The sequence below is a fragment of the Lysobacter sp. CA199 genome (genome assembly GCF_052078715.1).
Taxonomy (GTDB): Bacteria; Pseudomonadota; Gammaproteobacteria; order Xanthomonadales; family Xanthomonadaceae; genus Lysobacter.
Genome location: NZ_JBQJIL010000016.1, coordinates 1 through 12,718, shown reverse-complemented (window position 1 = coordinate 12,718; position 12,718 = coordinate 1). Strand labels below are relative to the sequence as shown.

Annotated in this window: 10 protein-coding genes; 3 read left to right on the top strand and 7 right to left on the bottom strand. The window is 66.7% G+C overall.

All coding sequences use genetic code 11. The annotated features are described in order from the left end of the window. Nucleotides 1-192 precede the first annotated feature (192 nt). On the bottom strand, nucleotides 193-2,967 hold the full coding sequence (locus tag ACTOWJ_RS25825) for a tetratricopeptide repeat protein (RefSeq protein ID WP_441337492.1): 2,775 nt from the start codon (nucleotides 2,965-2,967) through the stop codon (nucleotides 193-195). Between the two features lie 126 nt (nucleotides 2,968-3,093). Between ACTOWJ_RS25825 and ACTOWJ_RS25820 the strand changes: the two genes are divergently transcribed. Next, on the top strand, nucleotides 3,094-3,390 hold the full coding sequence (locus tag ACTOWJ_RS25820) for a hypothetical protein (RefSeq protein WP_441337491.1): 297 nt from the start codon (nucleotides 3,094-3,096) through the stop codon (nucleotides 3,388-3,390). A 13-nt stretch (nucleotides 3,391-3,403) separates the two neighbouring features. Here ACTOWJ_RS25820 and greB read toward each other — a convergent pair whose 3' ends face one another. Then, the gene (gene greB, locus ACTOWJ_RS25815; protein ID WP_441337490.1) at nucleotides 3,404-3,919 is read right to left on the bottom strand and encodes a transcription elongation factor GreB; all 516 of its coding nucleotides are present in this window, start codon (nucleotides 3,917-3,919) and stop codon (nucleotides 3,404-3,406) included. 299 nt (nucleotides 3,920-4,218) lie between these two features. Between greB and ACTOWJ_RS25810 the strand changes: the two genes are divergently transcribed. Next, nucleotides 4,219-5,694, top strand: a complete 1,476-nt coding sequence (locus ACTOWJ_RS25810; protein ID WP_441337489.1) for a rhomboid family intramembrane serine protease — start codon at nucleotides 4,219-4,221, stop codon at nucleotides 5,692-5,694. Between the two features lie 211 nt (nucleotides 5,695-5,905). Here ACTOWJ_RS25810 and ACTOWJ_RS25805 read toward each other — a convergent pair whose 3' ends face one another. The 3 genes from ACTOWJ_RS25805 to ACTOWJ_RS25795 all read right to left on the bottom strand — a co-directional run bounded on the left by ACTOWJ_RS25805 (nucleotide 5,906) and on the right by ACTOWJ_RS25795 (nucleotide 9,506). Further along, a complete protein-coding gene (locus tag ACTOWJ_RS25805; RefSeq protein WP_441337488.1) occupies nucleotides 5,906-7,168 on the bottom strand; it encodes a hypothetical protein in 1,263 nt (420 codons plus the stop codon). A gap of 189 nt (nucleotides 7,169-7,357) precedes the next feature. After that, the gene (locus ACTOWJ_RS25800) at nucleotides 7,358-7,852 is read right to left on the bottom strand and encodes a copper resistance protein NlpE (protein ID WP_441337487.1); all 495 of its coding nucleotides are present in this window, start codon (nucleotides 7,850-7,852) and stop codon (nucleotides 7,358-7,360) included. 118 nt (nucleotides 7,853-7,970) lie between these two features. Further along, nucleotides 7,971-9,506, bottom strand: coding sequence for a helicase HerA-like domain-containing protein (locus ACTOWJ_RS25795; protein WP_441337486.1), 1,536 nt, complete (start codon nucleotides 9,504-9,506; stop codon nucleotides 7,971-7,973). Between the two features lie 469 nt (nucleotides 9,507-9,975). Here ACTOWJ_RS25795 and ACTOWJ_RS25790 point away from each other — a divergent pair, with 469 nt between their 5' ends. After that, complete coding sequence (locus tag ACTOWJ_RS25790; RefSeq protein WP_441337485.1) at nucleotides 9,976-11,262, top strand: hypothetical protein; 1,287 nt, start codon at nucleotides 9,976-9,978, stop codon at nucleotides 11,260-11,262. A gap of 828 nt (nucleotides 11,263-12,090) precedes the next feature. On the opposite strand, the gene ACTOWJ_RS25785 is transcribed toward ACTOWJ_RS25790, so the two are convergent. Both ACTOWJ_RS25785 and ACTOWJ_RS25780 read right to left on the bottom strand, forming a co-directional pair. Beyond that, nucleotides 12,091-12,387 carry a hypothetical protein gene (locus ACTOWJ_RS25785; RefSeq protein WP_441337484.1) on the bottom strand — a complete coding sequence of 99 codons (297 nt, stop codon included), beginning with the start codon at nucleotides 12,385-12,387 and terminating at the stop codon, nucleotides 12,091-12,093. A gap of 238 nt (nucleotides 12,388-12,625) precedes the next feature. Continuing rightward, nucleotides 12,626-12,718, bottom strand: a 93-nt coding sequence (locus ACTOWJ_RS25780) for an IS3 family transposase (protein WP_441336591.1), incomplete at its 5' end; no start/stop codon positions are given.

Sequence of the window (12,718 nt, the reverse complement as noted above, 5' to 3'; positions counted from 1 at the left end):
CGCGGTCGCGGCTTGCGCCGCTCCTACAAGGGGCGGGGGTTGGGGTCGGCGAGGCGCGTCGATGCGGCGATGTCTTGGGGTAGGAGCTGCGCGAGCTGCGACCGTCCGGTCGTGGCTTGCTTCGTTGTTGGGTGTGGGTTCGCGGTCGCGGCTTGCGCCGCTCCTACAAGGGGCGAGGGGCCGCTGCCGGGATCAGCGCCTGGTCTGCGACACCGTGGCCGCGCCGAGCCATTCGCGCCGTCGCTGCGCCACTTGCGTCGCCACGCCGCCCAGTTCGCGCTGTTGCGCGAGGCGCTGCAGGCGGTCGAGCAGGGCGCCGGCTTCGTCGCGCTTGCCTTCGGCGGCCAGTACCCGCGCCTGACTGAGTTGCATGTTCAATGCGTCCGCGCTGTCGCCGTGATTGCGCAGATAGGTCAGCGCGGGCTCCAGCGCGGCGCGCGCGGCCGCGAGTTGGCCCAGCGCGACCAGGGCCTCGGCGCGCAGGCCGCCGGCCAACGCCAGTTCGATCTCGGCCTGGCTCTCGCGCAGCGCCGGTTCGATCTTGTCCAGTTGCCCCAGCGCCGCGCGCGCCTGGCCCTGGTCGATATCGAGCGAGGCCAGTTCCAGTCCGGTCACCGAGCCCCAATAGCTTTGTTGATGTTCGCTCTGGCGATCGCGCGCGGCATCGAGCTGCTTGCGCGCTTCCTCCAGCCGGCCTTGATCGTGCAGCAACTGGCCGATGCGGTACTGCGCTTCGGCCTGGCCTTCGTAGTCGCGGTTGCGGCGTTCGATCGCCAGCGCCTGGTCGAGCAGTTCTCGCGCTTGCGGATAGTCGCCGCGCAGCCGCATCACATCGCCCAGTCCGCGCAGCGCCCAGGCGCGGCGCGCATCCAGGCCGGAGCGTTCGGCGATCGCCAGGGCCTGGCGGTAGCTGGCCATCGCCGCGACGGTTTCGCCCTGGTCGAACTGCAACGCGGCCAAGGCGCTCAAGGTCCACGACTCGCGATCCGGATCGCCGAGTTCGCGCGAGAGTTGCAGCAGGGTTTCGGTCTTTTGCCGCGCCGCGCCGCGGCGGTTCTGGGCCCAGTCGATGTTGGCCAGATTCTGCAGCGCGGCGGCTTGCGAGGCCTTCATGCCGGCGCTTTCGAACAAGGTCAGCGCGCGCTGGTAAAGCTCGCCGGCTTGGGCGAAGTCGCCGCGTTCGTAATGCCAGCCGCCCAGGTTGACGTCGCTGCGCGCCTGGCCGATGGCGTCGCCGATCTGTTCGAACTGCGCGCGCGCGGCGCGGTAGTCGGCTATCGCGCCGGGCTGGTCGCCGAGCGCGTTGCGACCCCAGCCGCGTTCGAGCAGGGCGCTGCCGATCAGATACGGCGCGCGCAGGCTGCGCGCGCTGCGCAATGCGCGCTCGCCGGCGTCGCGTTCGGCGGCGTAGTCGCCGCGCGCTTCGGCGATCGCGGTTTCGGTCAGATCGATGCGCGGATCGGCGCTGCCGTGACGCTTGCGCAGCTCGTCGAGACTGGCCTGGGCCTCTTTGAGATCGCCGCCCTGCGACTGCGCGCGCGCCAGGCCCAAGCCGTATTCGATGTCTTCCGGATAGAAGCGGTACAGCGCGCGATAGGTGTCGATGGTCGGCGGCCAGGCGCGGTCGGCCTCGTACATCAGCGCTTCCAGGGCCAGGCGGATTTCGCGCGGCGCCGCGCTGGCGTGGCCGAGCGCGGCGCGCGCGACCGCACCGGCGCGCGGGTGATAACCCTGCTGCATCAGCGTGCGGGTGAGCGCGAGTTGGGCCGGAAGGAAATCCGGCGCGCGTTTGACCGCGGCGTCGAGCTTGCGCTGGGCGCCGCCGGCATCGCCACGGCGCAGCGCCTGCACGCCGTCGGCGTAGTCGCGCAGCAACGCGACGTCGTCGCTGGTGGTGGCGCCGCGGGTGCGCTCGATCGCGCTGCTCAGGCGCGGCAGTTGCAGACGTTCGCGCAACTGCGCGCCGGCCGCGGCGATCAGCGCGCCGGGACGGCGGCGGTCGCCGTCGATGCGCAGCCGCTGCAGGGATTGGCCGTTGGTCGCGTCGAGCACGTCGAGTTCCAGGCTCAGCGCATCCGGCGTTCGCGCGGGCGCCAGGCGGTAACGGCCGAGCACGGCCCAGCGCAGGCCGAGTTGGCGGCTCAATCGCAGCAAGGTGGCGCGGTCGGGCGCTTGTCCGCGGGTCAACGGCGCCAGTTCGGCCAGGCGTTGGCCGTTGAGGATCCGCAGGCGTTCGTTGAGCGCCAGTTCGCGGCCGAGCAACTCGGGCAGCGCATCGGCGAGCCAGGCGTCGCCGCTGCCGGTGCCGCTGTCGGCCGCGGAGAAGTCGAACACCGCGACCGCCAGCGTGGCCGGATCCGCGGGCACGGCCGCCGTGGCGGCCTCGGCGGCGTGCGGCGCCGGGCGCGGCCACAGCGCTGCGACGCCGGCAGCGATGGCGATCAAGCCGCCCGCAGCGAGCGCCGGCCATGCGCGTCGCCAAGCCGGGTGTGCGGTTGCGGGAACCGGCGGGACGGCGGGCGGTAAATCGGTGAGGTCGGCGAGGTCGGCCGGGGCTCGAATCGGTTCGAAGGCTGGCGTGGGCGCGGCGATGGCGTCCTGGCTCATCGCACCCGGCGAAACCGTCGTCGCGGTCGAGGTCGCGACCGCTTCGCGCACGACTTCGCCGATGAATCGATAGCCCTGCTTGGGCACGGTCTGCACGTATTCCACGCCGGCCTCGCGCTCCAGGGCCTTGCGTACCTGCCAGATGTGCCGGCCCAGGCTGGCTTCGGTGACCACGGTGTTGGGCCACAGTCGCGCGAAGAATTCCTCGCGCGTGACCAACGAGCCGGCCTGGCGGACCAACAGCAGCAGGGTGTCGAACACCTTCGGCGGCAGGTCGACCGATTCGGACCCATGCCACAGACGGCGCTGGTCCGCTTCCAGCCGGAATCCGCCGAAGCGATGAATTTCATTATCAGACATGCACTTACCCGCGACGCCGATGAAGAGCTGGGCCCCCTGTGCGTGGCCATTCTCGGCCCTGGCGGTGCAAAAATCACAAAAAAAGCAAGTTTTCTTCCGCGCCGAGGCCATCGCGCTGTCGCTACCGTGCGCCTCGACACGGAAGGGCCGCGTCCAGGACGGACCGGTGCCGCGGTTGAAGGTGGGAGTCGCGGATTCGACGTCAGTCGCAATGTCGGCCTGGACGCGCAGCGCTACAGCCGTACCAACAGCCACGGCACGGTCAAGCTGAGCTGGAACCTGCTGACCGGCGACCGGGTGATCGAGCGCGGCGAGCCCAACGCCTCGGGCCAGGGCGATGCGGCGATCGTCTACGCGCCGGCCAAGCGCGACAGCAAACCCTTGTACATGGAAACCACGCCCAATCCGGACGAGTTGCTCTAGCCGGCGCGGCGGCTCAGTCTGCGATAGGGCCGGCGTAGGACACCCCGACGATCGCGAACCGGGCCATGCCGCCGGGCAGCAGGGCTTCGAACTCGTCGTCGATGCGGCGCTTGAGCATGGCCCGCGCCAAGGGCGAGTCGATGCTGATGTGGCCGAGCTTGGCGTCGGTCTCGTCCGGACCGACGATGCGATAACGCGCGGTGTCGCCGCTGGCGACGTTCTCCACCTCGATCCAGGCGCCGAAGAACACCGAGCGCGGATCGCTGGGCGTGGTTTCGATCACCCGCAGCAGCGGCAGGCGCTTGCTCAGATAGCGCACGCGCCGGTCGATCTCGGCCAATTGCTTCTTGCGATAGGTGTATTCGGCGTTTTCCGAACGATCGCCCTCGGCCGCGGCCGCGGCCAGCGCCTTGACCACTTCCGGGCGGCGCGACCGCCACAGCTCGTCGAGCTCGTGCTTGAGCCGCGCATGGCCCTCCCGGGTGATCAGGGCGGTGCTGTGTTCGGCAGGGGGGCGCCATCGGCCCATCGGCAAGATCATCGATGCAGTCTGGGCGGCCGTTATCGCAGAGTGGGCGTCGCGGTTCAAGCGCGAGCGCGGCTTCACATTGCGCGATTCCTGCGTCGGCCCCTGTAGGAGCGGCGCGAGCCGCGACTGCGAATACCGACTTGCATCGTAGGCGTGGTATCGCGGTCGCGGCTCGCGCCGCTCCTACAGGAGGCGGACCATCGTCCATCGCCGCTTGCCAAGGCCGCAGCCGATCGGCAACGCTGTGAGCGCCGCAACCACTCTCTTTCCTTCTTCCTTCTTCCTTCGTTCCCGCTCCCATGCTCATCCTGCCGCTGCATCGGCCGTTCACGCGCGCCAATTTTCCGTTCGTGACCGTACTGCTGGCCCTGGTCAACGTGTTCGTGTTCTTCGCCCTGCAAAGCGGCGACCGCGATGGGTTGAAGAACCTGCGCCAGTACTACCTGGATTCGGGGCTGGGGCGGATCGAAGTCCCCGCCTACGAGCAGCATCTGCGCCAGACCGGCCAACGCGAGGCGATGACCGCCTACCAGGCCATCGACAGCGGCGAACGGATGGCCTACGTGGGCATGCGCACGCTGAACGACGTGGGCTTCGCCCGGGCCTTGCGCGGCGGCGCGCTGTTCGAGAACCCGCGGACGCTGGAGCAGTGGACGCCGCTGCGCGCCCGTTACGACGCGCTGCAGGACGAGGTGTTCACCTTGCGCCACATCATGCGCAGTTCCGAGTTCGATCCGTGGCGGATGTTCTCGGCGGCGTTCCTGCATGGCGATCCGATGCACCTGATCGGCAACATGGTGTTCCTGCTGGCGCTGGGCTTGCTGGTGGAAGGCGCGGTCGGCCCCTTGCTGTTCGCGCTGCTGTACGTGCTCGGCGCCTACGGCTCCAGCGCGGCCTCGCTGCTGTGGCGTTGGGGCGAAGCCGGCGGCGGGCTCGGCGCTTCCGGCGCGATCGCCGCGCTGATGGGCGCGTTCTGCCTGGTCTGGGGGCTGCGTTCGGTGCGGTTCTTCTACTGGATCGGGGTAGTCTTCGACTACGTGCGTGCGCCGGCGATCCTGCTGCTGCCGGTCTGGCTGGGCTGGGAGCTGTACAACCTGGTGGCCAATTCGGACATGGGCATCGGTTTCGACGCGCACGCCGGCGGCCTGATCAGCGGCGCGGTGATCGGCGCGGTATTCGTCGCGGCCGGACGGGTGCGCGAGAGTTTCGTCGGCGAGTCGGTCGAAGCGCAAGCGGGTGACACGCGCTGGGAGCAGGCCCAACAGCATCTGGGCCGGATGCAGCTGGCCGAGGCCGATCGTTTGTTGGAACAGTTGCAGCGCGAACAACCGCAGCGTTTCGAGATCACCTTGGCGCGCTATCGGGTGGCGCGCAACACCGGCCGGCGCGACGTGCTGGCCCAGCGCGGCGGCGAACTGCTCGCGGCCACCGCCGACAGCAGCGAAGGCGCGCGGGCGCAGGCCGAAGCGCTCAAGGCGCTGGAAAACTCAGGCGTCGCGATCGACGCGAGCCGGCGGCAGGCATTGGCGCGGACCTGGATACGGCTGGGCGCCTTCGAGGAAGTCGACGCCTTGCTCGACAGCGACGCCACCCGCGCCCTGCCGGCGCAAACTCAGGCGCAGCTGTGGTTCGAACTGGCCCTGGGCCATCGCGACCGCCACGCGCCGCAAGCGCAGGCCAAGGTGTTGCGCGAGTTGATCGAACGTTATCCGCAGCAGCCGCAGGCGGAGAAGGCGCGGTTCTTGTTGGAACATGAGTTGAGCGCGCAGCGCTAGGCGAACGTGTGGCGAGCCGCGTCGATGCCGCTACGCCGGCGCTCTCGCAATCGTCGCGGATTCGCGGTCGCGGCTTGCGCCGCTCCTACAGTCGGATTACGCGGCGCTTCGCTCACCGACAGCCGCTGTAGGAGCGGCGCAAGCCGCGACCGCGAAAACCGAATAACGCCGAACCCACGCCGGCGAGACCGCGATGCGCCCCCTGGCCGCGTCAAGCCTTGACCGGCGCCAGCGGCTTGAGCGCCGCTTGCAGCTTCTCGCGCAAGCTGTCGTCCTCGCAGCGCGCCAGTGCCTGCTCCAGCAGCGCACGCGCCTCGTCGTCGCGTCCGAAACGATCGACCAGCAGCAAAGCCGCATCCAAGGCCCAGCGCGGCGCCGACGGATTGCGCGGCGACTGGCGCAGCAACGAGCGCAGCACGTCCACCGCCAATTGCGACTGCCCGGCCAGACGCGCGCGTTCGGCCAGACGCTCGGCGTGTTCGCTCTGCATCGGGGCGAAATCCGGATCGGCATTCATCGCATCGCGCAGCACGGTCAGCGCGCGGGTCTCCTGCTTTTCGATCATCAGCAGATTGAGGTATTGGCGCGAATGCTCGCTGCGCTCGGCCGCGCTGCCGTCGGTGCGCAGCAGCCGGTGATAGAGCTCGTGCACTTCCGGCGTCACCGAGCGCACCCGGATCTCGGCGCGCAGGGTTTCCTTGGCCGCCTCGTTATGGCCGTCGCGCACCAGCGCCTGGGCGCGTTCGAGCAGCTCGCCATCGCGGTTGTGCAGCGTGGGCAGGGCGTTGCGGTGGCTCTCCGGCTCGTAGCCCAGTTCCTCGTGGTACTGGTAGACCAGATAGCCCATCAGATGGAACGCGGCGAACAGGCCCCAGAACGACACCAGATTCAACAGCGGCCCGCCCAGGATCACCGGGACGAACTTGGCCATCCAGATGCCGGCGGTCGCCACGCTGGCTTGAATTACGAACAGCAGACCGAACACCGCCAGGTACGGCCAGCCCACGCGCGCGACGATGCCGAAGGAGGTCGCCGGGTTGAGCGCATTGCTCAGGCTGCCGTCGATGGCCAGCGACATGATGCAGCCCGGCTGCAGGAATACGATCGCGGCGATGGTGAGCAAGCCCACGATCGGCCCGCCCAACACCAACGCGAACACCACGATGACGATATAGATCAGTTGCAGCGCGATCAGCCGCCAGACCACGCCGCCATCGACCTTGAGCACGCTCTCGGGCGGATCCATGCGTCCGTCGGCGGTAGCGCGCAGGATTTCGAAGGCGTATTTGTACGCGGCCAGCCAGGTCACCAGCTTGAACAGCCAACCCACGCCGGGCAGCGCGCCCAACAAGGCGACGAACAGCGTCAGCATCAGCAGGGTGTAGAACGCCGCGCCGCGGACCGGGTACAGGGTGATCGATCGCAGGCGCTGCCAGAACGGAGCCGGCGGCGCGGAAGTCGGGTTGGGCGGCATGGTGAGCGGTCGAAAACCGTGACGTGGGTTGGGATTGGCTACGTTAGCCGATCCGCTACCGATTTCATCCAACACCCGCGCATAAAAAAGCGACGGGCCGGAGGACCGGCCCGTCGCGATGCGCATCGAAGTCGCGCTTGCCCGCGCGCGAGGGTGGCGCTTGCCGCCCCCGGCCAGGCCGGGCCGGACTTACTGCGCGGCGCTGACGCGCTTGAGGCTGTGGTTGGCCTGCGAGTCGATCGCTTTGCCTTCCTGATTGAGCAAGCGGATTTCCTCGTGCGAGACCACATCGAACAGACGGTCGTTGTCGCTCTTGCTGTTCGGGTCCAGGCGCAGACGCTTGCCGTCTTCTTCCGCGGTCCAACTGCCGTCGCCCTTGAAGTTGCCGTCCTTCTTGCCCTGGTAGCTTTCTTCGATGGCGTAGCTGCCGTCGGCCTTGAGATCGATCTTGGTATCGATGCCGGCGCAATCGGCGCAGGGAAGGGTGCCGCTGAAGGCGCCAGCGAAGGCGGCGGCATCGAAACCGGGCTTGGGGGCTTCGGGGGCGGGTTCCGCGGTGGGAGCCGGGGTGGTCTCGGCGGTTTTGGCGGTTTCGGCGGGGGCGGGCGTCACTTCGGTTGGCTTATTGCATGCGCTCAACGCGAACGCGGCCAGGCAGGCGAGTGCGAGCAGTTTCTGATTCATGTGCGGCTCCTGTGCAATGAGTGGAAACGAGCTGAAAAGAGGCTGAAAACGAACGCAGTTGCGGGCGGCCGGAGCGATCCGGTCGCCGGATGAGCGAAGCGGCGCTGTTCGCCGCGGATCAGCGCTTGCCGCCGAAGATGCCGCCGAGCAGGCCGCGCAGGATCTGCCGACCGACCTGGCTGCCGACCGTGCGCGCGGTCTGCTTGGCCATGGTTTCGACCATGCCCTGGCGGCGCTTGGTGCCGAACACCGCGTCCTTGACCGACTGGCCGAAGCCGCCTTCTTCCTGGTCGTCCTGCTCGCGGGTCTTGGCCGGCGGCGCCTGCGCTTGTTCGGTCGCGGTTTCGGCGCGCTTGACCAACATCTCGGCGGCCGATTCGCGGTTGACCGCGGTGTCGTACTTGCCGCCGACCGGGCTGCCGGCGCGCACCTGCGCGCGCTCGGCCTCGGTGATGGCGCCCATGCGGCAGCGCGGCGGCGCCACCAGGGTGCGTTCGACCGGCATCGGCACGCCCTTGTCCTGCAGCGTGGATACCAGCGCTTCGCCGGTGCCCAGCTTGGAAATCGCCTCGGCCACGTTCAAGGCCGGATTGGGCACGAAGGTTTCCGCCGCCGTGCGCACCGCTTTCTGATCGCGCGGGGTGAACGCGCGCAACGCATGCTGCACCCGATTGCCGAGTTGGCCGAGGATGTTGTCGGGAATGTCGTCGGGGAACTGCGAGCAGAAGTACACGCCCACGCCCTTGGAACGGATGATGCGCACGACTTGCTCGACCCGCTGCTGCAACGCCGCTGGCGCGTCGTCGAACAGCAGATGCGCTTCGTCGAACACGAACACCAGCTTGGGCTTGTCGATATCGCCGACCTCGGGCAGTTGCTCGAACAACTCCGACAGCAGCCACAGCAGGAAGCTGGAGTACAAACGCGGCTTGAGGATCAGCGAATCGGCGGCGAGCACGTTGACCACGCCGCGGCCGTCGGTGGTGGTGCGCATCAGATCGGCCAGTTCCAGCGCCGGCTCGCCGAAGAAATGATCGGCGCCGTCCTGTTCCAGGCGCAGCAGCGAGCGCTGGATCGCGCCGACCGACTGGCTGCTGACCAGGCCGTAGCTGGTCGAAATGTCCTTGCGTTCGTCGGCGACCAGACCGAGCAGCGCGCGCAGGTCTTCCAGGTCGAGCAGCAGCAGGCCGCGGTCGTCGGCCAGCTTGAACACGATGTCGAGCACGCCCGACTGGGTGTCGTTGAGCTCCAGGATGCGTGCGAGCAGGGTCGGGCCCATTTCGCTGACCGTGGTGCGGACCGGATGTCCGAGCTTGCCGAACAGATCCCAGAACACCACCGGATTGGCGGCCGGCGCCCAATCGGTCAGGCCGATCTCGCCAAGCCGCGCCTGCAGCTTGTCGTTGCTGGCGCCGGGCATCGCCAGACCGGCGACGTCGCCCTTCACGTCGGCCAGGAACACCGGCACGCCCTGGCGCGAGAAGCCCTCGGCCAAGGTCATCAGGGTGACGGTCTTGCCGGTGCCGGTGGCGCCAGCGACCAGCCCGTGGCGGTTGCCGAGCTTGGTATGCAGAAACACCTGCCCGCTTTCGGGCGTGGTCACGGCCTTGCCGATCAGAATGTCGTGCGGGTTTGCCTCGGGGGTGGGGGCCATGTCCGTGTCCGTGATTCAGTGAAGGAGCAGGGGCCGATTCTAGCGGGAGCGGTGAGGGGTTCGTGAACCCAGGTTCCAGGACGGCCTTGGCGGCCCGAAGCGCGTGTTCCCGTCTCGTCGCCCGGGTTTGCCCGGGCGGCGCCATCGCCGTGGTGGCGAAACTCGGTCCGGTTTCCGATGCCGATCGGCAAGCGCCGCCGCACCGTGATGGCATGCCATCAGCACAAGCCTTGCACCAGTGTGCGCATTCGATGACGGCGCTTCGCGATGCGTTTGGCATACGTAGACGCGATCGGATGCGGGCGGGGGAAATCCGACGTGCGAATGTCCAGTGTTGGGCGATACTCGCAAGCCCGGACAGGGGCGCCGATTTCAGATCAGCCGTGGCCCCGCGCGACATCCGGAGGCCGATGCCGGTCGGTCGGGTCTTCTCCACGCATGAAACATCAAGCCCTCAAGGAAGCGAGCCATGCCCATCAGCCATGAACTGCAAGCCAAGATCGATGCGTTGGAAGACGAAAAGCTCAGGGCCGAAATTCTTCAGCTCCTGGCAATCCCAAGCGAGAAGCGAGTAAGCGATGAGGAAATTTACGAAAATTCCCTAGCCAGTTACACGATGGTCAAGGAACAACAGGCACGGACCAGAAAGTGGCGGGACGACGAGGTCGTTGCCTTTGCGCAGTATTTCAGCGTCCTAAGCCCGCGCGACTATGCTGAGTTCCTGCGGCAGGATAAGGAGTTCAACTGGATCGACGACGAGCTCGGCTGGGAAACTCGTAGGTTGATCTCGCGCTGGGCGCCGAATTTGGACTACTTTTTGGACGGTGGTGAGTTGTTTGGCGATTTCCGCGACTACGTCAAGGCCACCTTCCATGAGTCTGCACTTGAACGCCAACCCGTGGGAGACAACGCCACGCCCCTAAGTCCCGAGTTGCGCGCCAAGATCGATGCGCTGGAGAGCGAAAAGCTCAGACTCAGAATTCTTTGGGCACTGGCTGCTCCCGTAGAGCGGAGGGCGAGCGACGAGGCGACTTACCAGATCATCCTGTCCGCCGACGCGATGGCCAAGGAACTGCTGTCCCAAGTGACGCTGTGGAGCAAGGACGAAGTGGCCACCTTCGCGCGGTATTTCAGCGAAATAGAGCCGGAGGGATATGCCGATTTTCTGCGGCAAAAGGATCTCATTCGGTTCGAGCCGGAGCTGGATTTTTCGGTTCGCTTTTATATCGGGCAATGGTCGCGCGATTTTACCGTCGCGGGCAATAACGCGCGGTTCGACCAATTCCGCGACTACCTCAAGACGACGCCCAAGCTCATAGGCCCGGACGACCCCGCTGCATGGGCGCGGGCCACGCCGATCAGTCTCGGGATGCAAATCGAGATATTTACACTCGAAGACGAAGCGCTCAAAGCTCGAATCCATCGAGTGCTCTCATGCCCTTGGCGGGGCGTCGTCAGCGACGAAGCGATTTACAAGACGATGGTGTCAAACCACCAGGAGGCCGAGTTGGATCGGGAATCCTTGGAGGAGTGGAACAGCGACCTCGGTGAGAAATTCGCGCACTACTTCAAGGAAGAACGGCCGCAAGAATATGCTGAATTTCTGCGGCTGGCCAAGGCGTCGGACCCGGTCATCTCGGAACTTGTCTGGGACATTTATCGCTGGGTGAGGCAAACGTGGATAGGCATGAAATCGCCGGATCGCAAGCTGACATACGAAAAATTCTACAACTACGTCAAGCGGAATTTGATCTGAACGACGGTGGTTGGACGTCGGCTCATCGCCCGTCGTCCAGCCCGGCCAATGTCGCTGCCATCACCATCGCCATCGCACAAGCGCTTGCTAACGACCTCTCACGCCGTCATTCCGGCGAAAGCCGGAACCCTTTTTACTTTACTCCCAACCGCCGCCCAAGGCAGTCCTGGTATCGCGCAGACGAGCGTGCAGACGGGCCGACTTCCAGACCCTGCCAGTCCTCGGTGTGAGTGGGGTCGGCCGACCGCAACCGCCGGTCAGCGCACCTTGGGACGCTGCTCGCAACGCGCACGGCCCAGCGCGCAAAGCGAAAAGGCTTGAGCACAAGGCATTGAGTCTTGCGCGCGCCCCGCCACATACCAGCCGCGACCCCGCGCGGCCCGACCGCGGTCCATTTGGCTTGCGCGCAAGCCGCAACGTATCGCGACCGCAAGCCACCGTGCCCTGATCGCAAGGCCTTACGGGGCAAGCGCAAGCCGCGAAGCCTTGAGCGCGATTGCCCCGGCTTGCGCGCAAGCCAAAACACGTCGCAAACGCAAGACACGAGCAGTCGCGCGTGACAGACGGCGGTACGCGCGCAACGCGCCGCGCTTAGCGACCGGGGCATGCGCGGTCGCGACAGGGATTCAACGGCTTGCGAATGAGGCGACGCGGCCGGGCTGCAAAGCCGCGCGTCTTGCGCCCGACGCTTTTTCGCTCGCGCGCAAAGCGATTTGCCTTGCGATTGCAGCGATACGGGCCGGGTTTGTCTCTCAGTGAGACGAGACCGGGACTGCGCCTACTGCCATCAGCCCCCAAGGACTCCTGCATGGGCTGCGAAGCCTTACGTCAGTGCACCCGGCGCGAGGCCGCCGGCCAGCGACCAAGACCGCCGCCGCCTTCGCCATCGGGCGTCCACACACAAGCCTCCAGAACCGGGTCCAGCCGCCGGGCGAGGGCGTGGAACACATCGCGCAGCAGACGGGGATCGTGGTCGGCGGCGTAGCCGATCTCGGACAGCACCTCGGGCTGCAAGGTGCGCACGATGCCGTGCAGTTCTTGATGGAAGGCGAGCAGCGTCTGGAAGGCGGTGACGGTCATCACCACCCCTTCGCGGGCGGTGGCTGGTTTGGATTTGCGGGGCATAGGCGGTACTCCAGTCCTTGGGTGAGAAATCCGCGCGACGCATGGTGCGTTAGGCGGGAACATTCACCAATTTCGGAGGTGAGTAACGCTAGGTGAGGAGTTTCGACGCTCCGTGCTTGCGACTTTGCATAGCCCGCGAATGGCTGTCAATTGCCGGATTTTATATCCGTATGAACGACGCAGATAATTGCGCTGTTTGGCACATGGACTGCCCAGGAATTTAAGACACTCGCCAGCCTCAAATTGAGGCACGCTCAAAGGCCTCAGGACTGACGCCGCCCAGATGGCTGTGGCGGCGGGTGGGGTTGTAGAACATTTCGATGTAGTCGAA

Bases quoted from the DNA above. Each gene is read 5' to 3' on its own strand.
- ACTOWJ_RS25810 (WP_441337489.1), top strand. From the start codon at position 4,219: ATGCTCATCCTGCCGCTGCATCGGCCGTTCACGCGCGCCAATTTTCCG.
- greB (WP_441337490.1), bottom strand. From the start codon at position 3,919: ATGGGCCGATGGCGCCCCCCTGCCGAACACAGCACCGCCCTGATCACC.
- ACTOWJ_RS25800 (WP_441337487.1), bottom strand. From the start codon at position 7,852: ATGAATCAGAAACTGCTCGCACTCGCCTGCCTGGCCGCGTTCGCGTTG.
- ACTOWJ_RS25795 (WP_441337486.1), bottom strand. From the start codon at position 9,506: ATGGCCCCCACCCCCGAGGCAAACCCGCACGACATTCTGATCGGCAAG.
- ACTOWJ_RS25785 (WP_441337484.1), bottom strand. From the start codon at position 12,387: ATGCCCCGCAAATCCAAACCAGCCACCGCCCGCGAAGGGGTGGTGATG.
- ACTOWJ_RS25825 (WP_441337492.1), bottom strand. From the start codon at position 2,967: ATGTCTGATAATGAAATTCATCGCTTCGGCGGATTCCGGCTGGAAGCG.
- ACTOWJ_RS25790 (WP_441337485.1), top strand. From the start codon at position 9,976: ATGCCCATCAGCCATGAACTGCAAGCCAAGATCGATGCGTTGGAAGAC.
- ACTOWJ_RS25805 (WP_441337488.1), bottom strand. From the start codon at position 7,168: ATGCCGCCCAACCCGACTTCCGCGCCGCCGGCTCCGTTCTGGCAGCGC.